Raw genomic sequence first — 26,836 nt, forward strand, 5'->3', positions numbered from 1 at the left:
CTTAGCAAAAGGGCAGCCGGAGAGGCTGCCCTTGTTGTTTTTCGAGGTCTAAGGGGGATCGTTACTGTTCACTATTAGCTAGACGGCGTTCGAACAAAGCCTGGCGCTCTTCTACATCGGTTTGATAGCGAACGCTAAACATGTTTAACGCACGAATAGCATCGTCGGGGTGTTGATCATCGCGCAGGGCCATGGCGGTAAAACCACAGCGGCGCATATAATCCAACTGGTCGACCAATACATCGCCTACCGCTCGTACTTCGCCGTTATAGCCGTAACGCTCGCGAAGCAAACGAGCCAGTGTGTAGCCACGCCCATCTGTAAACGCCGGAAAATCGATGGCGATGGCACGAGTGCTGTTTAACTGCTGGCCAAGTGCCGTGGTTAACTCGGTATCGCTAGAGAGCAGCGGCGCTAACTCGGCATCGTCCTGATTCGCCTGCCAGAGTGCTAACGGCACAAAGGCGGGGCGCTGCTCAGGGAGCGTCTCTGTGTCATAGGACACACACCACGCATTCTCTGCTGCCAGTTCCCCATCAGCAATCAGATGGTCGACATGAACCGGCGCTAGCTCAACCGTATCAGTCTGAGTGTCATTGCTGGGCATAAACACGCTCCTTAAAGGGTTTTAAGCCAATACGGCGATAGGTGTCGAGGAATCGCTCGTCTTCATGACGTTCAGCTACATAGACCTGAAGGACTTTATCGACAACGTCCGGCACGTCCTCGCGGAAGAAAGAGGGGCCAAGAATTTTACCTAACGACGCATCGTCCGTTGAGTTACCACCAATCGAGATTTGGTAATACTCTTCGCCCTTTTTGTCGACGCCCAGGATGCCGATATGACCCACGTGGTGATGCCCGCAGGCGTTCATGCAGCCTGAGATGTTGAGATCTAATGGGCCTAGGTCGTAAAGGAAATCCAGGTCTTCAAAGCGCTCCTGCAGTGCTTGAGCAATGGGGATGGAGACCGCGTTCGCCAGGCCACAGTAGTCGCCGCCAGGGCAGCAGATAATATCGTTCAACGTGCCCACTGTGGGGTTGGCCATGCCTAGTGCATCAAGCTCTTTCCACAGCGCTTCGAGCTCGTCCACGGGCACATCAGACAGTACGAGGTTCTGCTCGTGAGTAACGCGTACTTCACCAAAGCTGTAACGGTCGGCCAAATCGGCGACGGCTTCCATTTGATCCGCAGTTACATCACCGGGAGCATGCTCGCGACGCTTAAGCGATAGCGTCACCGCTTTATAGCCCGGTACTTTGTGGTCGGTCACATTGTTGGTAACAAAGCGCGCCAGGCTTCGGTTTTCGCTACGCAGCTGTTCAAAGTGAGCAATAGCGGCATCCGTGACCGGGCGGCGCTCTGGTTCAGGGAAGTGGCGCTTGGCGGCATCAACCGCTGCTTGGTTGAGTGTTTGTGGGCCATTTTTAAGATGCGCCCACTCTTCATCAACGCGACGGCGGAACTCCTCAATACCCAGCGCTTTTACCAAGATCTTTATACGCGCCTTGAACTTGTTGTCCCGGCGGCCGAACTGGTTGTAAACGCGAACGCACGCTTCTAAATACGTTAACAGGTGCTGCCAGGGTAGATCCTCGCGCACCACGTCGGCAATCATGGGCGTGCGGCCAAGGCCACCGCCAGCGAGTACTTTAACGCGCAGTTCGCCCTCTGCGTTATGCCAAAAGCGCAAGCCGATATCATGCACTTGAATCGCGGCACGATCCTGGGCAGCACCGCTAACGGCAATTTTAAATTTACGCGGCAGATAGGCGAATTCGGGATGCAACGTCGACCACTGGCGAATTAATTCACACCAGGGGCGCGGGTCTTCAACTTCGTCGCCCGCGATCCCGGCAAACTGATCGCTTGTTGTATTGCGGATACAATTACCGCTGGTCTGAATCGCATGCATCTGTACCTTGGCTAGTTCACCCAAAATATCGGGTACGTCTTCCAGCGCGGGCCAGTTCAGCTGCAGGTTTTGCCGTGTTGTGAAGTGGCCGTAGCCACGGTCATAGCGGCGGGTAATATCCGCTAACGCGCGGAGCTGTTCGCCCGCCAGCATGCCGTAAGGAATCGCAATACGGAGCATAGGGGCATGCTTTTGAATATACAGGCCGTTTTGCAGCCGCAATGGGCGAAACTCTTCTTCTCCTAAACGTCCAGCCTGGTAGCGTTCCATTTGGTCACGAAACTGGGCAACGCGTTCGTCAACCAAGGTTTGGTCGTGAATATCATAACGGTACATGTGGCACGATCCTGCTAAAAGCGAAGTGGTCACGTCGAAACGGACGGCATTGTGCCGTCACCTTAACGCGGGCGTCATATTCTACAAAAGAATATATAATTATCTTTTTATCGCTAAATGGTATTTAAAAGTAGCGTCAAAGCGTTTGGGATAACCAGCGTCGACGCTGCCATATCCATAAGAAGCTGCCTGAGTTTAAGAGGCGATAAAATAGCTGGACCAGCCATACCCCTAGCAATCCATAACCCATCCCGATGCCCACCCACCAAGCCAGCGGCAAAAAAACTAGCCACTGCATGGTCAAGGTCAGCAGCATCACCGTACGCTGAGCGCCAGCCCCCATTAATGCCTGGGCCAGAACGAGTGCAGCAGCGTCTAGTACAATCATAAAGCCGGTAATTTGCAGCGGTAGGGTGCCGAGCTGTACTAATTCAGGATCCGTAAAGAAAATGGCCAACACAGTGTCCGGGAATAGCAGCATGGGGAGCGCCAAAACGGCCAGCAGCGTACCGGCAACCCTAAGCGCATCGATACCCCAGCGGTGTGCGGCCTGCTGATCTTCGCGCCCGAGTGCTTCTCCGACCAAGCTCATAGCCGCCATGCCGACCCCCACGCCTGGCAAAATCAGCAGCAGCGATAAATTAACCAACACATGGCCCACTGCAACGCTCTCAGTTCCCATTCTACCGAGTAGCCAAAAGAGGACAACGTAGCCTGCCGAAAACCACAGCTGCTGCATAGAGTGAGGAATAGCGAGTGAAAGCGTTGATCGGACTGCACTTAACCGAGGCAGTGTAAAGCTGAAAACGCGGGTATGTTTGAGCGTAATGCTAGTCCACAGTATTAATCCGAGTAGCAAAGAGAGTGTGGTGCCAATACCAGCGCCGTTGGCTCCTAGCGCTGGCAAACCAGCAAGGCCATAAATAAGGCTTGCGCTGGCGAATACATTCACGACATGCACAATCACGATAATGCGTAAATATAGGTGGGTATGCTGCAAGCCATTCCAATAACCACGAAAGCACAGCGTTAAGGCAATGGCTGTTAAAGAGATCACGCGCCAGCGAAAGTACTCCACGGCGATGTGCGTGACCTCTTCTGAAGGTGCCAGTAACTGGAGCAGCGCTGGGGCTTGCCACCAGGCGACACAAGACAGCGGTATAGCGACTAAGACGCCAATAGCTAGACCAGCACTGAGTGGGCGTGAGGCATTACAGCGACCAGCGCCCATATCATATGCGGTTTGTGACTGTACGCTGGAGGAGAGGCCGAAGACCACTGCCGTTACCATAAACATGGCATAGCCACCCAACCCCACACCCGCTAATGCCTCTTGGCCTAAGTGGCCCACTAGTGCAGCGTCGATTAGGTTGAGCATGCTTTGGGAAAGCATGCCCAGCATAATAGGTAAGGCCAGGCGCATGACCCTACCATGGCGGCGAACGGCAGGTGGCATCAGCTAGGATCGTAAGAGAGTACCGGTGATAGCCAGCGTTCCATTTCAGCCAGCGGCATCTGTTTACGATCAGCAATCGCTTCTACTTGGTCTCGGGTGATTTTTCCCGTAGAGAAGTACTTAGATTGGGGGTGGGCGAAATACCAGCCAGACACTGCCGCAGCAGGCCACATGGCAAAGTTTTCCGTGAGCGTAAGGCCGGTATTTTGCGGAGCGTTAAGCAAACGGAACAGCGTTGCTTTTTCCGTATGATCAGGGCAGGCAGGGTAGCCGGGAGCAGGGCGTATACCCTGATATTTCTCGGCAATTAACGCCTCATTATCCAGCGTTTCCTCGGGCACATAGCCCCAGAACTCTTTGCGAACGCGCTCATGCATACGTTCAGCGAACGCTTCTGCCAAACGGTCGGTTAGCGCTTGCACCATGATGGCATTGTAGTCATCACCGGCCGCTTCATACGCTTTGGAAAGCTCGTCAACGCCGTGACCGGTAGTCACTGCAAAGCCGCCAATCCAGTCGGGCTTGCCACTCTCCTTGGGAGCAATAAAGTCTGCCAGGCTGTAGCAAATGCCGTCCCTGCCTTTAGTGGTTTGTTGGCGAATATGGTGTAAGCGCTCCACCACTTCCGTACGGCTTTCATCCGCATACACTTCAATTACATCATCATCGACGCTGTTAGCGGGCCATAAACCGATAACCCCACGCGCCTGAACGCGTTTTTCGTCAATCAGCTTGCGCAGCATTACCTTGGCATCAGCAAACAGGCTCTGAGCGGCTTCACCTACCACGTCATCGGTAAGAATTTTGGGATACTTTCCGGCGAGCTGCCAACTCATAAAGAAGGGCGTCCAATCAATACGCTCCACAAGCTCTTCGAGGTCGTAGTCATCAAAGGTCATCAAGCCTAAGGTGCTTGGCTTGACGGGGGTATGATTTGCCCAGTCGGTGCGAAAACGCCGCTTGCGCGCCTGGGTATAATCCAGGTCAGCCGCTTTGGGGCGACGCTTGGCGTTACGCTCACGCACTTTTTCGTACTCTTCGCGAATTTCAGCCGTGTAAGCGGGCTTTAAATTAGGTGCCAGCAGCTTGCCCGCCACGCCCACCGCGCGGGACGCATCGGTAACGTAGATCACCGGGTGCTCGTACTGTGGCTCAATCTTTACAGCGGTATGCGCTTTCGACGTCGTGGCACCTCCGATGAGCAGCGGCAAGTTCATCCCGCGGCGCTGCATCTCTTTGGCTACATGCACCATTTCATCAAGGGAGGGAGTGATTAAGCCAGACAGCCCGATGATATCGGCATTGTGGTCAATGGCGGCCTGCAGAATTTTTTCAGTGGGCACCATTACGCCGAGGTCGATGACTTCATAGTTATTACACTGCAGCACAACGCCGACAATGTTTTTACCGATGTCATGAACATCGCCTTTGACCGTTGCCATGACAATTTTGCCTTTGGCCTGAGTCTCTTCGCTTTTCTCGGCTTCGATATAAGGAATCAAGTAGGCAACGGCTTGCTTCATGACCCGCGCTGACTTAACCACCTGGGGCAGAAACATTTTACCTGCGCCAAACAGGTCGCCCACCACGTTCATACCGTCCATTAACGGGCCTTCGATGACCTCGATGGGGCGGGCGGCTTCGGCTCGGGCTTGCTCCGTATCTTCTTCAATAAACGCGGTAACACCTTTCACCAGCGCGTGTTCAATGCGCTTGTTAACCGCCCAGCTGCGCCACTCTAGATCCTCTTTTTTAGCCGCACCGCTGCCGTCGCCCTTATACTTGTCTGCAAGTTCTAGCAGCCGTTCGGTGCCGTCGTTGCGGCGGTTAAGCACTACATCTTCTACCGCATCGCGAAGCTCGGCGGGCAAGTCATCGTAGACCGCAAGCTGCCCTGCGTTGACAATCCCCATGCTAAGGCCCGCGCGAATAGCGTGGTACAGAAACACAGAGTGGATCGCCTCGCGTACCGGGTTGTTACCCCTAAACGAGAACGAAACGTTAGACACACCACCTGAAACCATTGCATGGGGCAGGTTGTCGCGTATCCACTGCGTCGCCTCAATGAAATCGACCGCGTAATTGTTATGCTCATCAATACCGGTGGCGATGGCGAAGATATTCGGATCGAAGATAATATCTTCAGCAGGGAAGCCGATTTCATCAACCAGCAGGCGGTAAGCGCGCTCACAAATTTCGGTTTTGCGGGCGAAGGTGTCCGCCTGCCCCTCTTCATCGAATGCCATGACCACAATGGCGGCACCAAAGCGACGGCATTTGGTAGCTTGTTCGCGGAACGCCGATTCACCTTCTTTAAGCGATATCGAGTTCACCACCGCCTTACCTTGAACGCACTTTAGACCCGCTTCGATGATGTCCCACTTGGAGGAGTCAATCATGATCGGCACGCGGGCAATATCAGGCTCACCGGCGATTAAGTTCAGAAAGCGCACCATCGCTTCCTGGGACTCCAACATGCCTTCATCCATGTTGATGTCGATGACCTGTGCACCGTTCTCCACCTGCTCTAGCGCAACTTCCAGCGCGGTGGTGAAATCTTCCTCGACGATCAAGCGCTTAAAGCGCGCGGAGCCCGTAACGTTGGTGCGCTCGCCTACGTTTACAAACAGCGAATCAGCCTGAATGTTAAAGGGTTCTAGCCCAGATAGGCGGCAAGCGTGGTCACGCTTGGGCACTTGGCGGGGCGCCATGGGGCGCACGGCGTCTGCAATAGCACGGATATGTTCAGGCGTTGACCCACAGCAACCACCGATGATGTTAACCAGCCCGCTCGCAGCGAACTCGCTGACTATCGCGGCCATCTCCTCGGGCGTTTGGTCATACTCACCAAATTCATTAGGTAAGCCGGCGTTGGGGTGGGCAGAAACAAAGGTATTGGCTTTGGTAGAAAGCTCTTCGATGTAAGGGCGCAGCTCTTCGGCGCCCAACGCACAGTTAAGCCCCACGGAAAGCGGCTGGGCATGACGAACGGAGTTCCAGAACGCTTCGGTCGTTTGGCCAGAAAGCGTGCGGCCGGAAGCGTCGGTGATCGTGCCAGAAATCATCACCGGCAGGCGACGGCCTAAATCATCGAAGAGCTCTTCAAGGGCATAGATGGCCGCTTTGGCGTTGAGCGTATCAAAGATGGTTTCGATCATGATGAGATCGGCGCCACCTTCGATTAAACAGCTGGCCGCTTCATAGTAATTTTCACGCAGCTCATCGAAAGTGACATTACGTTTAGCGGGATCGTTAACATCCGGTGAGAGTGAGGCAGTGCGCGATGTTGGGCCAAGTACGCCTGCAACGTAGCGCGGAGTGTCGGTTTCCGCGGCTACCGCATCGCATACTTCCCGAGCCAGTCGTGCTGATTCACGGTTGAGTTCTGGCACCAGATCTTCCATGCCATAATCGGCTTGGGACAGCCGCGTGCTGTTAAACGTATTGGTTTCAAGAATATCAGCGCCGGCTTCCAGATAGTCGCGATGAATACGCGCAACGACATCGGGGCAGGTAAGCGCTAATAAATCATTGTTACCTTTTAGATCAGACGGCCAGTCACTGAACCGGTCACCGCGAAAATCCTCCTCGCTGAGTTCAGCATTCTGCAGCATGGTGCCCATGCCGCCATCCAGAATCAGGATGCGTTGGGTAAGGCGTTGGGTGAGGGAGGCAGTCAAATCACTAGCAGCCATGGCAGGGGGGAATCTCCAGCGTCTCAGTCGAAAAGGATATTTTTATAGTCGTCGTCATAATGTGAGCGGCGCCTATCATAGCAAAGGGCACACCATAGGGCAGCAAGTGCGGGCGTGAAGTTATTGCAGCATCTTTATTAGGCGCGTTCATAGACGTGGCACATAGACGTGGTAATAGCCGACTAAAACACTCAAGATTGTGTCAGAGGCCAGTTTTGCTTACCATAGGTACAAATGACATGTGAAGTGGCCGCGCCACTACCACGGGAGGACAACACCCCTCATGACCACGACTATCGAAGCTCCCGGTATTGATATTACCGATAGCGCACAAGATTACCTCGCAGAACTGCTTGAAAAGCAGAACGTTGAGGGCATTGCGGTACGCATCTTTATTACTCAGCCCGGCACGCCCTACGCTGAGACTTGCCTGGCGTATTGTCGTCCTGGTGAAGAAGAGCCCACCGACATGAAGCTTGAGCTGGAGAAAATTAACGTATTTCTCGACAAAAACAGCTTGGTCTTCTTAGAAGAAGCGGTGGTTGATTTCAATGCGGATCGTATGGGCGGTCAGTTAACGATTAAAGCGCCCAACGCAAAAATGCCTAAAGTGAATGCTGATAGCCCTCTGGAAGATCGCATTAACTATACGCTTTACAGTGAAATTAATCCTGGGCTTGCAGCCCACGGCGGCGAGATTAAGCTGGTTGAGTTAACCGAAGACCGGGTGGCTGTGCTTGCGTTTGGCGGCGGTTGCCAGGGTTGCGCAGCGGTAGATTTAACGCTTAAAGACGGCGTTGAAAAAACCTTGATGGAGCGAATTCCCGAGCTTGCGGGTATTCGTGATGTGACCGATCATACGGATACAACCAACGCCTATTATCGTTAATTTTAGCCGTGACATGAGTACATCGCTGTACTAGTCGGCGTATCAAAAGCCCAGCCACTACGGCTGGGCTTTTGCGTGGCAGGCTACTCGTCAGTTGGGCTATTTTCTTTTTCAGTCGTTGATAGCGCTTCTGGCAGAGCAGATAGCTGTGCTTGAAGTGCTTTCATCTGTTGCCCAAGCTGTTGCTGCCACGCTTCATCTTTTTGAGCCGCTAGCTGCTGCTTCTCTAACGCTTGATTAGCCTTATCAAGCTCGCGCTGCAGGCTAGACAACTGTTCCTGTTTTAATTGGTTGTTACGCTCAAGTTCCTCTGTGTGCTGTTGCAGGCTGCTGTTATCTAACTGGTACTGCTGCAAGGCCTCTTTTTTAAGCTGAAGTTCCCTATCCAATACGGTTGCCCGCTGCTCCCAGTGCTGTAGGCGCTTTTGAAGCGCTTTTTCTTCCTGGGCGCGCTCCTGTCGCAACGTATCTAGCAGTGCCATTAGCTTTCCCTCTGCAGCCTCGTTGCGCTGCTCTTCCTGCGCTAGCCGTTCTTGCCACGCAGTCTGTTGCTGCTGCTGCTCTTCGGCAAAATGTGTTTTTAGCTCAGTAATGCGCTGCTCCGCCTGGGTGTGTTGCTGGCGATACTCCTCAGCCAATTGATCTGCTTTTTCAGCGCGCTGCTGCCATTGACTCTCTTTGGCCTGACTGGCGGCTAGTTCTCTATTGACGGCTTCTAAGCGCTGCTCGGTGTGGCGAAGATGCTCTGCTAACGCACTTTCACGCTGTTCAGCGTTGGCTGCGTGCTGTGCGGCGTCAGCTGCTTCTTTCTGAGCCTCCTCTATCTTCTGGTTAGCATCTTCTCTGTAGTGAGCTAGGGCTTGGTTAGCTACTTCCTGAGCTTCCCGCCATAGCTCGCTGGCAACATTCACCACCACTTCAGGTACCCCTTTTGGGGGCGGTACATCACGATTCTGTGCGCGCTCAGTGCGCCACAAACGGAAGTGCTCGCTGATGGTGGTGAAGCTGCCAGTGCCCAGTACTTCACGAATGCGCTGAACGCTAGGCGAATCGCCCCGTTCAAGCAGGGTATCAATCGCTTGTTGAACGTCACTGTACTGAATGCCACTGCGCGCCATCGTATTTATCTCGGTTAAAAGTAAATCAGCATTGTCGTTGTAATGGATATATATTTCAAATATTACGTAATACGTATTATGTAATATTACTTATTTGTCGCTATATAAATTCAAGATTACCCTTCTTATCTTGAATTTATAGCCATGTAAGCCCACACTTAACCTGTTGAATATCTAACTTATAACGGTGAAGGCCGATAAGGACGTAAATATGCCCAACTCTGTGGCTACCTCACCGCCGCCCAAAGAAAAGGGCGTGGAGATAGAGCGCTTACCGCTACACAGTTCGCTGGAGCGAATAGAGGCACAAAACGACGCAGAAGCGGTGGCTGCTTGGCTTGCGGAGTACCAGGACAGCCCGCAAACGTGGCAATGCTACCGGCGGGAGGCAGAACGATTGCTGCTCTGGTTAGCCAACCAGCGCTATCCGCTGAAAGATATGAACCGCGATATGCTGCGCCAATTTGAGGCTTTTTTAGAAAATCCGCAGCCTGCAACGCAGTGGGTAGGGCCAACAAGGCCGCGTCATCATCCTCAGTGGCGGCCTTTTCGTGGCGGTCTTTCACCCGCTAGCCGACGCCAAAGCCTGATTATTTTGCAGGGGATGTTTAGCTGGCTAGTTGAAGCGGGGTGGGTGTCGCACAACCCCTTCATACTAATGCGCGATAAATCGAGACGCCTTAACAACCAGACCCAGCGAATTGAGCGCTACTTAGAGCGCGAGTTATGGGAGTGGTTATGGGGGTGGATCAATACGCCAGTGGCACAGCCCAGCGAGCGCACACGTTATGAGCATGCCCGTCGGCGGTTTATATTTGGCTTTGCTTATTTGCTCGCGCCGCGCATTAGCGAAATGTCGAACGCAAAAATGGGGGATTTTCGGCAAAGCGAAGGGCGCTGGTGGTGGGTGGTCGTTGGCAAGGGCAATAAGTTGGCGCGTATACCGCTGCCTAATGACATGCTGGACTGCCTATCCGAATGGCGAGACACGCTGAGCCTGCGAGGGCTACCCGAGCCGAACGACGCAACGCCAGTGATTCGCGCCTTAGACAAACAGCGTGGGATTAGTGATAACCAGCTCTATCGGCTAATACGCAAAACCTTTGCCGACGCCGCTGAGGCGCTAGAAGAGCAGGGCGGCAAGCCCAGCTATATCAACACTCTGCGACAGGCTACTCCTCACTGGCTGCGCCACACATCAATCACTCACCAGGCACAATCTGGCATCAGCCTGCGCTATTTGGCTGAAAGTGCGCGCCACGCGCGCATAGAAACCACAGCGCGTTATCTGCACAGTGAAGAAGCAGAGTGGCATCAAGAGCAGCAGCAGCATCGTATAGGCGAAACGGCCCCAAAAGAGCACAGTGAACCGTTATAATAGGGCGCATTCAGCGACATTCAACCAAAGGGAAATGCCATGAGCACCTCCGGCGCCGAGCTAGCCCAGCAAGAGCTAATCGAAGAGTTTGAAATGTTTGATAACTGGATGGATCGCTATCAATACATTATTGATATGGGAAAGCAGCTGCCTGATTTTCCAGAGACGTGTAAAACAGACGAGTTTAAAATTCAGGGATGCCAATCTAATGTCTGGATGCAGCATGAGGAGCAGGGCGGTAAGTTAATTTTTAAAGCCACGTCTGATGCAGCCATCGTATCCGGCTTAATTGCGGTTCTGCTGAGGATTTACAGCGAGCGAAGCGCTGATGAAATTAATCGTACCGAACCGCACTTTATGAAAGATCTTGGATTGGATAAGCACTTATCGCCGACACGCAGTAACGGCCTGCACGCCATGCTAGAGCGTATTTACCAGGTAGCGCAGCAGGGCTAGTCGCCCATGGTCATGGTTAATGCCGGTGATGGCATTTTGCTTGGGGCGGGAGTGAGTCTTCATCTTCTTGGCAAAGGCGCTCGCTTCTGCCACCAGGCACCGGGTCCATGCCGCCAGGGTTACCTGGGTGGCACTTAACGATACGTTTAGCCGCCATCCAGCCCCCTTTAAAGGGGCCATGCACCTGAATGGCTTCAATGGTGTAAGAAGAGCAGCTTGGCCAAAAGCGGCAGCGAGGGCCAAGCAGAGGGCTAAGGGTGTATTGGTAGATTTTTACTAACACCACCATGGCACCCCCCACAAACTTAAGCACGCGACGGCTTAGCATCCCCACGAATCGACGCATTACTTTTTGCCGTAAAGGGTGACCGGATCAATCAATGGTTCGCTGTTAATGCTCGCCTGTTCGTGGTTTACATTGACGTAAAAACAGCTGCGTCGACCGGTGTGGCAGGCTGGACCGGTCTGTTCAACTTGCAGTAGAAGCGTATCCCCATCGCAGTCCAGCGCCGCACTTTTCAAGTGTTGCTGCTGCCCAGAAGATTCACCTTTACGCCACAGCGTTTGACGTGAGCGTGAGTAGTAACAGACTCGGTGCGTCGACAGCGTCTCTTCCAAGGCGTCGCGGTTCATCCAGGCCATCATCAGCACTTCGCCGGTATCATGCTGCTGGGCAATAGCGGGCAAAAGTCCCTCTTTATTGAACCGCACAGCGTCTAACAGCGTAGGCGTAGCGGGGAGCGCATCGTTGGGAGTGGCGTCTTCCAGCGCCTTAAACAGATCCGTAAGGTCTGCGTCATCAAAACGGGACATAGTTAATCACTCGCTTGTCGGCAGTGTTGGCAAAGGCCCTGAAGTTCAATGGTTTGGCGTTCAACGTTGAAGCCTTGGCGTTTTGCCAAGGTGGCGAGTTCATCGCTAATAGCATCTAAATGAAGCTCTTCTACATAGCCACACTGCCGGCAAATCAACAGTTGAAAACCGTGGGCATGCTCAGGGCATGCGCAGGCGACGTAGGCATTTTGCGATTCGATGCGATGCACTAACCCTTGGTCGATTAAAAACTCCAGCGCGCGATAAACCGTAGGCGGCCGCGCGGCAGCATGCTCAGTGGAGAGTTTGTCCAGCAGGTCATAGGCTTTTAAGCCGCCGCCATTTTCGGCAATTAGCTCAAGCACACGGCGGCGGATGGGGGTGAACCGGACACCTCGGGTGTGGCACTGAGTTTCTGCTTGGAGCAGTAGCGCATTAGCTTCAGTCATAGGGAACTCATTGAACATCGTTAGCGTAAGTCTACGCGCTCGCTGTAGTGCTGTCAGGGCCTTCGACCAGCTCGCTCTGTCGTGCAAAGTGGTGCTGGGCAAATGCCACGCGCTTTTCAACAGAGACCCCATCCGGTTGACGCTCAATCAAGTCAAGACGCCTGCGTAACCCTTCGCCGTTGGTCATTTGAATGGCTAATCCTGGGCGAGCATTTAGCTCTAGGAGCATTGGGCCGTGCTGACGGTCAAGCACCATGTCGGTTCCCAAATAACCTAGCCCGGTCATTTCATAGCAGCCGGCTGCCAGATGAAGCAGGGTGTTCCACTCTGGCACCACCAGGCTCGCCAAGTCATGGCCTGTATCGGGATGGCTATAGCAAGGACGGTCAAATTGAACGCCACGAATTGCAGCCCCGGTAGCGATGTTTAGACCAACGCCTACTGCTCCTTGATGGAGATTGGCTTTGCCGTCGGATGCGGCGGTCGAGAGGCGCATCATCGCCATCACCGGGTAACCTTTAAACACAATAACCCGAATATCTGGCACGCCCTCATAGGTATAGGCTAATAGGCTCTCATCAAAGTTAATCAGCGTTTCGATGACCGCCACATCAGGTGATCCACCCAAAGAGTAAAGCCCAGAAAGAATATTAGAAACGTGACGCTCAATATCCTCAATCGACTGGTGCATCCCGCTGGGTTTAATAAAGGCGTCGTTTTCGACTTTCTCTATCACCAAAATGCCTTTTCCGCCGCTGCCTTTGGCGGGTTTAATCACAAAGCCGCTATGGCCGACGAGCATCTCGCCAATGTGCTTGACACCGAACTGGGTGGTTACGGTGCCAATGAGCTCTGGCGTTGTAATACCGTACTGTTGAGCCAATAGTTTGGTTTTGAGCTTATCGTCTACCAATGGGTATAAACGGCGGGAGTTGTAGCGACCGATGTAACGGATATTACGCCGGTTCATGCCGATAATCCCCTTATCGCGCAACCGGGTTGGCCAGGTCCAGTTTTTTAGCCAGCTCATGAGGGTTTCTCATCATCTGTGATGGGCTTGAATCGGCGCAACTCAAGTAACCGATATCCAGTGTAATTACCCAGCAGCAGAATCAAGGCCATCAGGATTAGCTGGACACCAAGAAAATTGAACGTGATATGACGCACCCATGGGTTATTCATGGCAAGGTAAGCCAGCACTGCCGTGAGTAGACTACCCCCGCCTTGTATAAGCACCTGCTTAGGGCCTTCTTCTTCCCACAAAATGGACATACGCTCTATGGTCCACGCTAAGATAATCATTGGGAAGAAGGTCACCGTTAACCCAGCGCTTAATCCCATGCGGTACGCCAGCACGGTAAAAATAGAGATGATCGCAATGACCGTTATGATCACCGCAGACACCCTCGCGACAAGCAATAAGTTGAGGTAAGAGAGATAGTTACGAATAATTAAGCCAACGGCTACGATTAACAGAAAGCCGATCAAACCGGTCAGTAGAGTGGTTTGAATAAAGGCCAGCGCAATCAGTACCGGCATAAAGGTGCCCGACGTTTTGACTCCTACCAATACACGCAGAAAGACCACGACCAGCGCGCCTATCGGTATGAGAAGAATCGTTTGAAATAGCGCTTGCTCTTCAAGCGGCAAGCTGTGAATGGAGAAGTTCAGAAGGGTATCGTCTGAATAATGATTGCGCACCGCAGCCGACGCCGGTTGATAATGCGTCAACATAGAAAAGCTAACACGCGAGTTGGTGCCGCCCTGAACCTCAAGCACGGCACGGCCGCCTGTTTCCCACAGCACTAAATTATCCGGTTTGCCCTGTTCGCCGGTGGTGGGGTTGAATATCGCCCAGCGCTCGGCAGATGCATCAAATACCTGTATCCAGCTACTTAATAGCTGGCGTCTGCGCCCATCTTCAAGCAGCAGGCCGCTGACTTCGCGCGCTTGAACGCCCGCTTGATTGAGTAAGCGTACCACCAGGGTAGAAGGCTGCTCTTGAGTGAGCAGCAAGCGAGCGTTTTCGCCTTGTCGATCGCCATTGATATCCAGTATCAGCTCACGGGCAAAGGTCGCGTTATTCGCACTACGCCCCCAAGCACGCTCGATGAGCTGGTTAGCCGCTGTGTCATAGGGGCTCTCCCAGGGAGGTGGAGGAGAGAGCTCGGGCGGCGTTTGTATCGGTGAGCGGGCGTCAGGAGAAACCAGCATTTGTACGGAGTAGTAAAGCTGTTGGCTGCCTGCAGCTTCACGGATAGTCCATTGCGCCTGACGACCAAGCTCATCGGCCTGATACGCTAACCCATAGCCGGAGGACGCCGTGTTTTCTGTGAGCACACGGAAACCGGCCTGATGGCTGGGCAGCGCCAAATCGACCTGAACAGGCCCGTTTTGCGCATTGAAATTAATGACGGCCTCAATTTCCCACACTTGGCGCTGTTCGCCGGGAAACCAGGGGATCTCAAACTGAATATGCCTGTGGATGCTGGTAGCAATACCCGCAACTAGCAAAAACCCTACAATTAAATAAAACGGCAGCCGTGACATGAAGATTCCTTTCAACGAAAAGCGGCAGAGGAGAGCGGTTATTCTTCGGTATCGTCTTGATCAGCCAGTTCATCATCAGCGGCTTGCTCGGCTGGCTCACCACCAGGGAACTCAGGACGCTCGTGAATATAAGTTTGAGCAACATCAATCGTGGCGATGTCCATCATAAAACGACGCCCTAATAGCACGGGGTAGTCTAAATGCGTGCGGTCATTGAGGGTGAATTCAACGTTTTCGCGAATAGGGCCAAGGGTCATTAGCAGCGAGATAACTGGGCGTGACTCTTCACCAGAAGCCTGAACAATACGCACTCTGCGCAGGATAGGCGCTTCAATCCACTCGTCGCGGACACGCTCTACAACAATATCCTCTTCGTTGAGGGCAAGCTTAAAGCGCACCCAGTTCTCACCGTCTCGCTCAAAGCGCGTGATATTGGAAGCAGAAAGCGAAGACGTATGAGCGCCGGAATCAACCCGCGCTTTCAAATAGGTGCCAATGCTGGGTAATCCGACCCACTCATTGCGGCCCAACATGGTTTTGGTATCTTCAATGCTTACGGCTTCACACTCTTCACGGATGATAACTGGCTCTGAGCCACGAGCCTCTAGGCTAGCGATATCACCGCGTAAAAAACGCAGCAGGCTGCCTACTTCTCGGACGTCAGCGATGAGCACTTGCTGCTGATTGAGCTGACGCTCTTGCAGCGTAGACGTGGCGCCACACTGCTGTGCCAAGGCGTTTTCTAGCTCAATGATGCGGCTATTGAATGAGGCTTCGCTCAGCGGTAATGGTTCATTAGGATCAGGCTGGATAGTGGCACAGCCTGCAAACGTAAGCGACAAACTAGCCAACAGCCACAAAACACCTGGGCGCATAACGAGTAGTATCCTTGGATAATAAGAGCACGAATGATAAGGAGAAGGGAGACCGGTTGTCCAACGTAGTCGTGGTTTTCACTACGAACATTTATTTGATTTAACATAATATACATTATGCGAACTAATGGCAGTATCTTAATAATGCCGGATCGCTACTTTTAAAGCGCCTTTTCTCTTACAATGACTATACATGCTGCCTACCATATATAGGAATCCTGTATGAAACGTAGAATATGGCTGCCTCTCTTGGCCTCTCTCTTCCTACTTGCCGGATGCGCAAGCGTAGATGTTGAGGATTACGCTGATACTACACCCCATTTTGACATTGCCGAGTACTTCTCCGGAACCACACGTGCTTGGGGGATGGTACAGGACTACTCAGGTGAGGTTCAGAGACGTTTTACTGTTGATATTGTCGGCACCTATGAAGATGGCACTTTGACGCTGGATGAGTCGTTTTTGTTTGATGATGGTGAAACTGACCGGCGCGTTTGGGTATTTGAACGCACTGGGCCCGACGAGTGGCTAGGAACGGCTAACGACGTTGATGGCGATGTTGAGGCTCGCCAATCCGGACATGCTTTCCATATGCGTTACCCGCTGGTAATCGACGTTGGCGGACGAAATATACGCTTTGCCATGGACGACTGGATGTATCTGCAGCCAGATGGCCGAGTCATTAACCGTACTGCAATGCGTAAATTTGGCCTTACGTTAGGCGAAATTACTTTAGTTTTTGAAAAAGTAGAAACGAACGACTAGCGTTAGATTTCTTATCTCGTAGCAAAAAGCAGCCTGCTAAATAGCGAGGCTGCTTTTCTGCTTAACGTACCGCCTGATGCTGGTTACTTACTCATCAGCAGGCGCGTATGAGCCGTCGTCTCGGTGTACTTCAGTACCTGTAATAGGCGGCGTGAATACGCAGGCTAAATGCATGGTTTTGTGAGCGCGGAGCAAGTGCTCGTCGTGCTGATCCAAAATATAGATGTCGCCTGGCTTGATAGGCCAGATTTTGCCATCTGCCAGTGTTTCTACTTCACCCTCTCCTTCAATGCAGTACACAGATTCATAGTGATGTTTGTAATGAATATGTGTCTCAGTGCCTTCAAAGATTCGGGTAATGTGAAATGAAAAGTTACCACCGTCATTGGCGAGTACCAGGCGCGTACTATCCCAGTTGCCGTTTTCAGCGGTGACTAAGCGGTCAGTTTTGCGTGCTTCTTCAATGTTGCGAACGATCATAGGTATACTCCTTTACTAGGCGCTTAGCTCTAAACTAGGGCCTACTATTGAATCGGTACATACGCCAATCACTGGTGCGTAGCATGATCACAAAACGCTAACTCACTGGCTGATAACAGCCTTCACCGATGCGTCTAAGATATCCAGCGCTTCAAGCAGGTCGTTATCGGTAATCGTCAGCGGGCAGAGGCATTTTACGACTTCGCCATCTTGGCCGCTCGTTTCAATAATCAGGCCATGCTCAAATGCCTTGCTGGTAATCTTATCGGCAATGTCGCCGGATACAACGTCGATACCGCGCATAAGACCACGGCCACGCTCGGTAGCAGGCATGCCGTTTTCACTGAGTAGCGCTGCTAATTTTTGAAAACGCTCTTCAACAATACGCGCTTTACGCTGAACGTCACGCTCAAACGTATCATTAGACCAATATTTTTTCATCGCCGCCGTGGCGGTTACCATGGCAAGATTAAAACCGCGGAAGGTGCCGTTATACTGGCCGGGCTTCCACTTATCTAGTTCTGGGCGCATCAGGACATGAGCAAAAGGCAGCCCAAAGCCAGAGAGAGACTTAGAGTTGGTCACAATGTCGGGTGTAATGCCTGCATGCTCAAAGCTGAAGAATTTGCCCGTGCGGCCACACCCTGCTTGAATATCATCCACGATCAAGAGAATGTCGTGGGCGTGACAGATACCCTCTAAGCGCTTAAGCCACTCAAGGCCTGCCACGTTAATACCGCCCTCGCCTTGCACGGTTTCCACGATAACGCCTGCTGGAATATCCAGCCCGCCTGACTTGTCGTGAAGCAGTTTTTCAAAGTAATCAAGAGTATCCGCATGCTCTCCCATGTACCCATCGAACGGCAAAAAGCTTGCGCCCTGGGTAGGAATGCCACCCGTCGCTTCACGAAATTTGCGATTTCCGGTGGTGGCCAATGCGCCCATGGTGACGCCGTGGAAGCCGTTGGTAAAAGTCACAATATTATGGCGACCTTTAGCAACACGGGCCAGACGGATGGCCGCTTCGACTGCGTTAGTACCTGTGGGGCCCGGCAAATGAACTTTATAGTCAAGTCCACGCGGCTTTAAGATAACTTCCTCAAGGGTCTCAAGATAGTCACGCTTTGCGGCTGTCCACATATCCAGGCCGTGCACTACCCCATCCGTTGCAAGGTAATCAATCATTGCTTGCTTCAAGTGGGGGTTGTTGTGGCCATAGTTGAGCGTGCCAGCACCTGCTAAGAAATCGATGTACTCACGGCCGTTCTCGTCGGTTAATCGCGCATTTTGTGCTTTGGTAAAGACCACCGGAAACGAGCGCGAATAAGTACGTACATTAGATTCTAAGCGTTCAAGCGTTTGGGTCTGCATTAAGCGACCTCCTTTTTTAGATAGTTGAGCCAAGCAGATTGACAACAAGCTGGGATCACACAAGCGGAAAAACGGGACGTCAAAGCGCTTCGGTTTGAAACGGCCCTATACGCACTAGGTTTTCCGGATCGTGCTCTCCACCGAGCTGTTCAGTAGAGAAATATTCGCGACTGTTAAGAGGCGCTTGCCAGCGGGCGGCAAGGCGACGGAACAACCCCCAAGAGGCTTGGTTGTCCGGGGTAATGGTTGTTTCCAGATGATGGACGTTGGCTAATTCAGGGCGGGACATAATTGCTTCCACCAAACGGCGTGCTAGCCCCGTACCGCGCGCCTTCTCCCCAACGGCAACTTGCCATAAGAAATACGTGTCAGGCGCATTGTCTTTTACATAACCTGAGACAAAGCCAACAATCTCGCCCTCTTCATTCGTGGCGACAGCGCAAGTATCACGAAATTGCGTTGCGAGTAATAAATAGGCGTAAGCTGAATTCACATCGAGAGGCGGACAAGCTTTTATTAGCTCGAAAATGCCCCAGCCGTCATCCGCATTAGGTTTGCGAATGAACAGGGGTGTTTCTGCGTGCCCCACCACCGCATCAGCAACGGTAGGCCGCGCTAGATCGGCAGAAGGTGTAAAAGGCGTTATAGGCGTACTCATGGTTATGCTTCGCTGTAGCGAATTTGATTTTTATTATAACAGCTGATTATGAGCAATTCAAAAATCATATTATCCTCAGGCATGTTTTCCATAATTTTTGGTTATGATAGGCGTTGAAACCGCCCTGGATGGCGCTTTTTGCGCACGGTTTGTTTTAAGAGTTTAGAGCAACGTTCAAACAGCGCGAGATAAAAAAAGGCGAGCTTTCGCTCGCCAAATAGACGTCACACCATTTTAGTAGCGTGTCAGTGTCCTCATCGTGACGAACTCTTCAGCTCCCGTAGGGTGAATCCCCACGGTAGTATCAAAATCATGCTTGGTCAGCTGCGCTCTTACGGCGATTGCTATGCCCTGAATGAGCTCTCCGGCGTCTTCGCCCACCATGTGCGCGCCGACCACCATGTCTGATGCATCATCGACAATAAGTTTCATTAATACGCGTTCAGTATTACCAGAGAGCGTATGTTTCATTGACCTGAAGTCCGTGCGGTACACGCGGATTTTGGCATATTTTTCCCTTGCCGCTTCTTCTGAAAGTCCTACTGTTCCGATATTAGGATGGCAAAAAACGGCCGTTGGAATGGTGGCGTAATCCAGTGGCTTGGGTTCGGCTTTATTAAAATGCATGTCAACCAATTGCATCGCTTCTGCCAGGGCGACGGGAGTTAATTCAGGCCCCTGGGTTAAGTCACCTAATGCCAAGACAGAGGGTACCGAGGTTTCATAACGTTCGTTAACCGCTATTTTTCCACTAGCGTCTAGGGCAACTCCCAAGGTTTCAAGCCCTAGTCCCTCGGTATTGGCATTGCGCCCCGTCGCTGTAAGAACAGCATCTACCTCCACTACTTCGCCTGTAGTGAGATGCACATTCAACGCGGTGCCGCTGGGCTCGATGCGTTCGATATTGGTATTAAAATGGAGATTAACGCCCTTCTTAGCCATTTCTTCACGCGTAAATTCACGCACCTCCTGATCGAAACCTTTCAAAAAGAGGTCGCCACGGTAAATTAGGTGCGTTTCACTGCCTAAACCATTAAAAATACTCGCAAATTCAACGGCGATATAGCCGCCGCCTAATACTAAAAAGCGGTCTGGAAAGTTTTTCAGGTCAAACACTTGGTTGGAATTTATCGCGAGTTCGCTTCCTGGGAAATTGGGCACCCAAGGCCATCCCCCCGTCGCTAATAAAATCTTTTTGGCCGTAACCTGTAGCTGCTCACCGTCTGAACTAAGCAATGAGACGGTATGCGCTCCCGTTAACGTTGCCCTTGCGTTGATAAGAGTGACACCCGCACCTTCAAGCATCCGCTGGTATATACCGTTCAGCCGTTTGATTTCACTCGTTTTATTGTCACGCAGGGTAGCCCAGTTAAACGTGGCTGGCCCCGCCATTTGCCACCCAAACCCTTCAGCATCACTAAAACTATCGTGAAAATGGGATGCGTAAGCGTAAAGCTTTTTGGGCACACATCCCACATTGACGCAGGTGCCGCCTAAATAGCGGTCTTCTGCTATGCCAACGCGTGCGCCCGCGGCAGCCGCCATACGGGCAGCGCGTACACCGCCAGACCCCGCGCCAATAACGAATAAATCATATTCAAACTCAGCATCAGCTGACATAGTGGACTCCTATTTACAGCGCTTAGCGATCATGCTAGCGCTAAACTGGCGATTGACCTTATATTCTCAGAAGGTTAAAACCTCCTGCTCTAAACAACGCTGTCATTACGCGTCCAGCACCCTACAACCTGATGATGCCATCCTATGGAGATTCAATGTCTGACCCTATTGCGACGCTTCTGGAAAACAATCGTGCCTGGGCGGAGCGCATGTGCAAAGAGGATCCCGAGTATTTCAAGCGCCTCTCCAATCAACAGAACCCTGATTATTTATGGATTGGGTGTTCTGATAGTCGGGTTCCTGCCAACCAGATTATTTCGCTACCGCCGGGTGAGGTATTCGTCCACCGCAATGTAGCTAACCTACTCCACCATACCGATATGAACGCGCTTTCTGTGGTGCAGTATGCCGTTGATGTACTAAAAGTCAGCCATGTGATGATTGTGGGCCATTACGGTTGTGGGGGTATTAAGGCAGCAGTCACAGGCGGTGAGTGCGGTGTGGTGGATTACTGGCTTCACTCTGTTAGAGAGCAGTACAATCGTCACCGTGATGCGCTTGAGCATCTGCCTCTGGAAGAGCAAATCGACCGCATGTGTGAGCTGAACGTTAAAGCCCAGGTGAATAGCCTTTGCCGCACTAAGATACTTCAGCGAGCATGGCAGCGCGGTCAAAGTATCTCAGTGCATGGCTGGGTCTATGGATTGAGCGATGGTCGGGTTAAAGATTTAAAATGCACGATCAATGGCCTTAGCCAAGTAGAAACACTCTATCGCATTGATCGTCTTCAATCTGAGGACTGAGAGCTAACACCCACCACCCCGTGTTTACCCAGCTTTTGTTCGTATTAATGCGTAAACCCATCAATACGCTCAAACGTTATTTATACCGGTAGGCACGGTGGCAGCTACGACAGCTTAGGCTTACGTCTGAAAAAGCTCGTGTAGCGGCACGGTAGTCTTCCTGCTCAGCGGCCTCGACCAAAACCGACACCTTCTGCTCTAGGTCCTGAAAGCCCGCAGCAAAATCGCCCCACTCCTCCCATATTTCTGGGCGCGCGTCAGAGCCACGCCCATCGGTTCCTTCTATAAACGCAGGCAGAAAATATTCCGAAGTTGCAAGCTGCTGTAATTCAACTAGGCGTGGCGCTGCACCGCGTGCATCGCGATTATTGACCAAATCAAACCGGAGCTGTCGCAGTAAGCGTTCCAAATCTTTTAGCTCATCCTGACGCCACGAGACGGCTTCCCGTTCGCTAGCAAAGGGGGAGTTCTCTAGCGTTGGCGGAACGTGGGAAGCGGCCTCTTCTTCAGCTGCATAAGCGAAAGCAGAAGACATGGACATCGCCGCGATCAAGCCGCTTAGTCGAGTGTAACGGGCTAAACATGACATTATGGATTGACTCCTACTCATCCGATGGGGCAAGTAACACCCGTACCTTTCAAGCCGCAGTAGCCGCCTGGGTTCTTGTCCAAATACTGCTGATGATACGATTCGGCGTAATAAAAAGTATCCAGTGGTTTGATTTCAGTGGTAATGACCCCTTTACCGGAGCGATTAAGTGCTTGCTGATAAACGGCAGCGCTGTGTTTAGCAGCGTCGACTTGTTCAGCAGTGGTGGTAAAAATAGCTGAACGGTACTGGCTGCCAATATCATTACCCTGGCGGTTACCTTGGGTGGGGTCATGCTGTTCCCAAAAGATTTGCAGCAAGGTTTCAAGCGTGACCTGGTTTGGGTTATAGATGACTCGGACAACTTCAGTATGCCCTGTGCGACCGGTGCAGGTTTCTTGGTACGTTGGGTTAGGCGTTGAGCCTCCCGCGTACCCCGCCGCTGTTACATAAACCCCTGGCTGCTGCCAAAACAAACGCTCGACTCCCCAAAAGCACCCCATGCCGAAGACGATTTCTTCATGCCCTTCCGGAAAAGGGGGATGTAGGGAGTGGTCGTTAATGGTATGTGTTTGACTGGTTTCGATGGCTGTATCGCGACCAGGCAGTGCCGTTGTTGTATCAGAAAATAGTGCCATAGTGTCTTTTCTCAATCCCGTGGGTAAATGTGGGGGTCGCCGGATCGGGTAAACGTATAAATTAAGTCCACCGCTTGGTTAGCGCCGGAAACCGCTTGCACATATAAATTACGCCAGAGCGTATAGCGAAGCGTTAATTCGGCAATGGGTGAGAAAATACCCACGCCATAGCTAATACGAATATCATCGGTTAGCTGCCCGCTGACAGCCACCTGGCTTTCGTCACCAGCGCCGGTGGTGTCTAGCGTTAAGTCATCGATACCAAACGCTTGACCAATAGAGCCAACGGCGCCACCTGTACGACCCAAGGACATGCCAATAAGTGCCGTGGTTAAAGCGCTATCTATGCCTCCGCCAGAGGCATCAGGGGCACGTCCACGTAAGAGATAAGAGAGTGCGCGCGTTTCATCCATGGCCGGCTCTGAGAAGATCGATACGTTAGGTTCTTCGGCATTGCCCGACACCCGCAGGCCGGCAATAACGTCATCTTCTGTCACCTCAGGATTACGAACAGCTTCAAAATCCAACACTGGTAAGCCGGGAGGGCCACTAAAGAGCAGCTGCCCACGGCGTATCAGCAGATCTTGGCCGAAAGCCTGAAAACGCCCATCGACTAAATTCACATCCCCGAACAGCTGCAACGCGCCGCTATCCTGACGGATCTCTAATGTACCGCCTAATCCCGACTCAAGCCCATAGGCTGAGAACAGCATGTCGCGGCCCAGCGTCAGCGTAATAAGGACGTCTAGGGCCATACCGGTTTGGGCTAGCTCTGCAGCGGCGCTCGGCTCTCCATTATCGGCGCGCTGCTGGGCTAAGCGCTCGGCTTCACGGTCATCGCGTTCGGTGATGATAATTTCATCAGCGCTGGGTGCAATCGCTGAAGGAGACCTCTCGCCGATCTCCAAGCGTGCCCAGGGGATATCTACATTGCCGCGAACTTGCAGCAACTCAGGTGTTACTCTGATGCGGATATCAGGTGCCGCCTCAAGACGCCCGAATTGCGGTAGCGCGACGAGCAAGGGCTCTTGGGTGGCGCTTAAATCGACCCCAATTCGCCAGTTGTCGCCGGTGGGCCAGTAAGCGTCACCTGTAATATTGAGACGGCCACGCTCGGCGGCTAAGAAACCATCGATATCCCCCTGCTCGCCGTCAAAGGCAACGACCAATGCACCGTCTTGAATATCAACGGGTATTTCAGGCCCGTGGACACGAATACGGCGTAAGGCTAGCTCTCCCTGTAAGTCTGGCTGCTGGGTAGTGCCGCTAATTTGCACACTGCCGTTTAAGTTGCCCTCTAGGCGATCCATGCCCACTAACAGAGGGCGATAGGGTTCGAGCGAGATACTGTCCGCACGGAGCTCACCTGCAAGTGCTCCCTCGCCCACTGGATCATTAACGGAAAGGTTGAGTGAAAGCTCACCCGCTTCTGAGAGTGATAGCGTTATGTCGGCATCTGCTCTTGCCTGGTTAGCGTCAATCTGCGCATTGACGCTAATGTCAGGCAGTTGGACAGGCTGGCCGTAATCATTAACAGCCGTAATGGCTAACTCACTAAGAAGTTGCACATCAGCTTGCCACTGGGTTCCCCCTTGACGCCAAGAGGCCGTCACATTGGCGGTGGTATCGCCCTCAAAACGCCACTCTTCAGGTAAGAAGGGCTCCAGCATTTCCATGGGGACTTCGCGCACGGTGAGAACAGCACGCCCCTGCTCAGCAGATCCATCAATCGCCTCTTCTGAACATACGAGCCCGCCCTGCTCTCTACGCAGGCAGAATGGCGAGACCCGCAGCTGCCCGCTAGCAAGGTTGTAACCTAGGTCTAGCGGCGCTTCCAGGCGAATGTCTCCTCCATCGGAGTCGATTTCCAATGGAGTCAACTGCCCCTGATACTGCTGAGCTTGTTGGTCAAATCGACCGTTAATAGCAAGCTGCGCGCGGCTAAGCGCACTGCTGGGTTCGCCTTGAACGTTCATCGTCAGCGCATGCTGGGATAAGCGGCCACTTAACGCTAACGCCGCGCTAGTGAGCGACTGCCCTCCCGCATTGATCTGCTGTAAATCCAGCTCAATATCAAGGCTTGGATCATCGATGCCTGTGACATCCGCGGCAAGCGACAGCTGCTCTATCCGGTTCTCGGCAAAGCGCAAACGTTGTCCAGAAAGCTGAGCGACCAGAGATGGCTGAGAAAAGCTGCCGCTCGCCTGGACGTTGCCGGTTAGTGTGCCGGCCAAGTCAGGGTGCAGGGTTTGTAGCTGACGCAGAGCGATGTTAGCGTCTAATGACATTGCTTCTTGGCTGACTTGACCTTGGGCGGTCAATTGGTTGTCTCCTTGGGTAAACAGTAGCTCTTGAACATTAACCTCAAGGTTACTATTCGCCTCCAAGGCTGCCTGTAACGTGAGTGGGTACTCTTGCAGCTCCCCTTCAATAGCCAGCTCAGGAATATTTACTTCCCATAAGTCGTCGACTTGGCGCACGTTTAGAGCAATGTCACCCGTCAAACTGCCATTAAGCTGATCCACAAAATGCGAAGGATCAAACTGCTCTAAGCGGATGCGTGAATCAACCTGCAGCGGTGCTTCCCAGCTAACTTGCCCTTCGCTATGGAGCAGGCTCTCATCAATGCGCAGCGTGAGTGGCTCCCAACGGAACGACGTAAGGTTACCATCCCCAGTAATATTTACCTGGGTAGAGGGTACTTGTGGCCCTTCAGCGTTAAACGCCAGTGAAAGTTGATACGCCTCTAAGCTACCCGTGACAGCAAGGTCGAGTGCGTCGACTGAATAGACCTCTTGCTCGCTATCACTGGCTTCAGTGAGCGGCCACTGCAAGCGCTCACTTTGCAGGCGTGCTTCAAAGGGGATCGTTGGCGACAAAGCGTCAACGTGGGCCGTTAGGTTTGCATTTACCTGCCCGCTTGCTGCTAAATCAACGTAAAGCTCGGCAAGGTTACCCGATAGCTCAAGCACCAGTTCTTCTCCCTCAAGCGCTGGGAAGAGTTCGGGTAGGAAAAGCTCTGCGGTTAACCGTGCTTCTAGCGGATAGTCCCCTTCTAATGAAGACTGGGCAGCCAGCGATGCATAGGCATCGGGAGTTAATACGTCTAGTTGATTAATCGTTATCTGATTACCTTGGGTTTCAGCTTCCAGCGTTAGGCGTTCAACACGGTAGTCAAACGCACCTTCCAGATGAAAGTCAGTCACCGTTAAGGCTTCAAGGTGAAGGTCTATGGGGAGGGTAATTTCAGGCAGTGCTAACCGTTCACCAGATGGCGCTGTGCTCAGTTGAGCAGCAGCAATGCCACCAGCTGTTGGAAGCGCAGCAGCGACAGCTCCATCAATACCTTCGGCCATCAGCGGCGTTTCGATGCCCTGAGTCAGCTGAACGCCAGGCGATGGGGGGAGATACAGGGTTGGCCCCACAAGCTCGGTGGCTGCAACGCGTACGTCACTCTGTTCTGCGATAACCGAGGTCGTAAACGCATCCCAGGTAACGCGAGTCCCGTCGGCTAACTGGATTTGAACATCAGCTATTTCAATAGCACGTAATTCAATAGGGAATGGCAGCTGTATGCGGGATTGCTCGCTAGAATCTTGCGCCTCTTCTTCTGAGGCGCCTGCCCCACTCCCCAGGCGAAGATCGGCACCTTCAAGGCGCAACAGATCCAGGCAAAGGCGTCCAGAAAGAACACAGTCATCCGCCCAGGCAAGTTCGAAGTTATCAATTTGGACACGTGTATCGCCGATAGCAAGCTGGAACCCCTGCAGCGTAAAGCGGTCCAGAAGCGCGCCATCCTGCTGCTCAAAAGTAAAATAACCGCGCTGCTCACCTTGTGAAAATAGCTGCTCGGTACCCCAAGGTGATAGCGCCACGCCCAGTAGCAGCGCTACGAGGCCCATCAACCAAAGAGGTAAAACGATTAATAAGCGTATAAAACTCCACACCGTTAACCACAGGCGTCTCTTAGGTGAGAGCATC

At 52.5% G+C, this 26,836-nt stretch carries 23 protein-coding genes; 5 read left to right on the forward strand and 18 right to left on the reverse strand.

Annotated elements, in window-relative coordinates; all coding sequences use genetic code 11:
* Nucleotides 1-61: 61 nt before the first annotated feature.
* The 4 genes from LG301_RS07640 to metH form a co-directional block, all read right to left on the reverse strand.
* Complete coding sequence (locus tag LG301_RS07640) at nt 62-607, reverse strand: DUF934 domain-containing protein (RefSeq protein WP_404474814.1); 546 nt, start codon at nt 605-607, stop codon at nt 62-64.
* Nucleotides 594-2,252 carry a nitrite/sulfite reductase gene (locus LG301_RS07645; protein ID WP_404474816.1) on the reverse strand — a complete coding sequence of 553 codons (1,659 nt, stop codon included), beginning with the start codon at nt 2,250-2,252 and terminating at the stop codon, nt 594-596. Before LG301_RS07645 ends, LG301_RS07640 begins: the two co-directional genes overlap by 14 nt.
* Nucleotides 2,253-2,388: 136 nt before the next feature.
* On the reverse strand, nt 2,389-3,708 hold the full coding sequence (locus tag LG301_RS07650) for an MATE family efflux transporter (RefSeq protein WP_404474818.1): 1,320 nt from the start codon (nt 3,706-3,708) through the stop codon (nt 2,389-2,391).
* Nucleotides 3,708-7,403: a methionine synthase gene (metH, locus tag LG301_RS07655; protein ID WP_404474820.1), complete on the reverse strand. Its 3,696-nt coding sequence runs from the start codon at nt 7,401-7,403 to the stop codon at nt 3,708-3,710. Before metH ends, LG301_RS07650 begins: the two co-directional genes overlap by 1 nt.
* A gap of 283 nt (nt 7,404-7,686) precedes the next feature.
* Between metH and nfuA the strand changes: the two genes are divergently transcribed.
* The gene (gene nfuA, locus LG301_RS07660; RefSeq protein WP_404474822.1) at nt 7,687-8,292 is read left to right on the forward strand and encodes a Fe-S biogenesis protein NfuA; all 606 of its coding nucleotides are present in this window, start codon (nt 7,687-7,689) and stop codon (nt 8,290-8,292) included.
* An 83-nt stretch (nt 8,293-8,375) separates the two neighbouring features.
* Here the strand turns inward: nfuA and LG301_RS07665 are convergent, their stop codons facing one another.
* Nucleotides 8,376-9,410 (reverse strand): DNA-binding protein, encoded by a 1,035-nt coding sequence (locus LG301_RS07665; RefSeq protein ID WP_404474824.1) that lies wholly within the window; start codon nt 9,408-9,410, stop codon nt 8,376-8,378.
* Nucleotides 9,411-9,621: 211 nt separating this feature from the next.
* Here LG301_RS07665 and LG301_RS07670 point away from each other — a divergent pair, with 211 nt between their 5' ends.
* Both LG301_RS07670 and LG301_RS07675 read left to right on the forward strand, forming a co-directional pair.
* Nucleotides 9,622-10,788, forward strand: coding sequence for a tyrosine-type recombinase/integrase (locus tag LG301_RS07670; RefSeq protein ID WP_404474826.1), 1,167 nt, complete (start codon nt 9,622-9,624; stop codon nt 10,786-10,788).
* Nucleotides 10,789-10,827: 39 nt separating this feature from the next.
* Nucleotides 10,828-11,244 (forward strand): SufE family protein, encoded by a 417-nt coding sequence (locus LG301_RS07675; protein ID WP_404474828.1) that lies wholly within the window; start codon nt 10,828-10,830, stop codon nt 11,242-11,244.
* 16 nt (nt 11,245-11,260) lie between these two features.
* On the opposite strand, the gene yidD is transcribed toward LG301_RS07675, so the two are convergent.
* The 6 genes from yidD to LG301_RS07705 are packed head-to-tail and all read right to left on the reverse strand — an operon-like array spanning nt 11,261 to nt 15,931.
* Nucleotides 11,261-11,590, reverse strand: a complete 330-nt coding sequence (gene yidD / locus LG301_RS07680) for a membrane protein insertion efficiency factor YidD (protein ID WP_404474830.1) — start codon at nt 11,588-11,590, stop codon at nt 11,261-11,263.
* Nucleotides 11,590-12,057: a phosphoribosyl-AMP cyclohydrolase gene (gene hisI, locus LG301_RS07685; protein ID WP_404474832.1), complete on the reverse strand. Its 468-nt coding sequence runs from the start codon at nt 12,055-12,057 to the stop codon at nt 11,590-11,592. Before hisI ends, yidD begins: the two co-directional genes overlap by 1 nt.
* Nucleotides 12,058-12,059: 2 nt before the next feature.
* Nucleotides 12,060-12,506 (reverse strand): transcriptional repressor, encoded by a 447-nt coding sequence (locus LG301_RS07690; RefSeq protein ID WP_263068820.1) that lies wholly within the window; start codon nt 12,504-12,506, stop codon nt 12,060-12,062.
* A gap of 31 nt (nt 12,507-12,537) precedes the next feature.
* On the reverse strand, nt 12,538-13,536 hold the full coding sequence (locus tag LG301_RS07695) for an alpha-L-glutamate ligase-like protein (RefSeq protein WP_404474834.1): 999 nt from the start codon (nt 13,534-13,536) through the stop codon (nt 12,538-12,540).
* On the reverse strand, nt 13,533-15,056 hold the full coding sequence (locus tag LG301_RS07700; RefSeq protein ID WP_404474836.1) for an inactive transglutaminase family protein: 1,524 nt from the start codon (nt 15,054-15,056) through the stop codon (nt 13,533-13,535). The genes LG301_RS07695 and LG301_RS07700 overlap by 4 nt, the downstream gene beginning before the upstream one ends.
* A 38-nt stretch (nt 15,057-15,094) precedes the next feature.
* Nucleotides 15,095-15,931, reverse strand: a complete 837-nt coding sequence (locus tag LG301_RS07705) for an ATP-dependent zinc protease (protein WP_404474838.1) — start codon at nt 15,929-15,931, stop codon at nt 15,095-15,097.
* A gap of 222 nt (nt 15,932-16,153) precedes the next feature.
* Between LG301_RS07705 and LG301_RS07710 the strand changes: the two genes are divergently transcribed.
* Nucleotides 16,154-16,696: a DUF3833 domain-containing protein gene (locus LG301_RS07710; protein ID WP_404474840.1), complete on the forward strand. Its 543-nt coding sequence runs from the start codon at nt 16,154-16,156 to the stop codon at nt 16,694-16,696.
* An 87-nt stretch (nt 16,697-16,783) separates the two neighbouring features.
* Here the strand turns inward: LG301_RS07710 and LG301_RS07715 are convergent, their stop codons facing one another.
* The 4 genes from LG301_RS07715 to gorA form a co-directional block, all read right to left on the reverse strand.
* Complete coding sequence (locus LG301_RS07715) at nt 16,784-17,176, reverse strand: ectoine synthase (RefSeq protein WP_263068813.1); 393 nt, start codon at nt 17,174-17,176, stop codon at nt 16,784-16,786.
* Between the two features lie 102 nt (nt 17,177-17,278).
* Nucleotides 17,279-18,547 (reverse strand): diaminobutyrate--2-oxoglutarate transaminase, encoded by a 1,269-nt coding sequence (gene ectB, locus LG301_RS07720; protein WP_404474842.1) that lies wholly within the window; start codon nt 18,545-18,547, stop codon nt 17,279-17,281.
* 79 nt (nt 18,548-18,626) lie between these two features.
* Nucleotides 18,627-19,205 (reverse strand): diaminobutyrate acetyltransferase, encoded by a 579-nt coding sequence (gene ectA / locus LG301_RS07725; RefSeq protein WP_263068811.1) that lies wholly within the window; start codon nt 19,203-19,205, stop codon nt 18,627-18,629.
* 234 nt (nt 19,206-19,439) lie between these two features.
* Nucleotides 19,440-20,825, reverse strand: coding sequence for a glutathione-disulfide reductase (gene gorA, locus LG301_RS07730; protein WP_404474845.1), 1,386 nt, complete (start codon nt 20,823-20,825; stop codon nt 19,440-19,442).
* 155 nt (nt 20,826-20,980) lie between these two features.
* Here gorA and can point away from each other — a divergent pair, with 155 nt between their 5' ends.
* Nucleotides 20,981-21,628 (forward strand): carbonate dehydratase, encoded by a 648-nt coding sequence (gene can / locus LG301_RS07735; protein ID WP_404474846.1) that lies wholly within the window; start codon nt 20,981-20,983, stop codon nt 21,626-21,628.
* Nucleotides 21,629-21,704: 76 nt separating this feature from the next.
* Here can and LG301_RS07740 read toward each other — a convergent pair whose 3' ends face one another.
* Genes LG301_RS07740 through LG301_RS07750 form a run of 3 tightly spaced genes read right to left on the reverse strand, consistent with a single transcriptional unit; the run spans nt 21,705 to nt 26,835 of the window.
* Complete coding sequence (locus LG301_RS07740) at nt 21,705-22,217, reverse strand: c-type cytochrome (protein ID WP_404474848.1); 513 nt, start codon at nt 22,215-22,217, stop codon at nt 21,705-21,707.
* Nucleotides 22,218-22,234: 17 nt separating this feature from the next.
* Nucleotides 22,235-22,855 (reverse strand): peptide-methionine (S)-S-oxide reductase MsrA, encoded by a 621-nt coding sequence (gene msrA, locus LG301_RS07745; RefSeq protein ID WP_404474850.1) that lies wholly within the window; start codon nt 22,853-22,855, stop codon nt 22,235-22,237.
* 11 nt (nt 22,856-22,866) lie between these two features.
* On the reverse strand, nt 22,867-26,835 hold the full coding sequence (locus LG301_RS07750) for a translocation/assembly module TamB domain-containing protein (RefSeq protein WP_404475205.1): 3,969 nt from the start codon (nt 26,833-26,835) through the stop codon (nt 22,867-22,869).
* Nucleotide 26,836 lies beyond the last annotated feature (1 nt).

Origin of the sequence: Vreelandella venusta (assembly GCF_044809155.1) — a bacterium.
Lineage (GTDB): Bacteria > Pseudomonadota > Gammaproteobacteria > Pseudomonadales > Halomonadaceae > Vreelandella > Vreelandella venusta_B.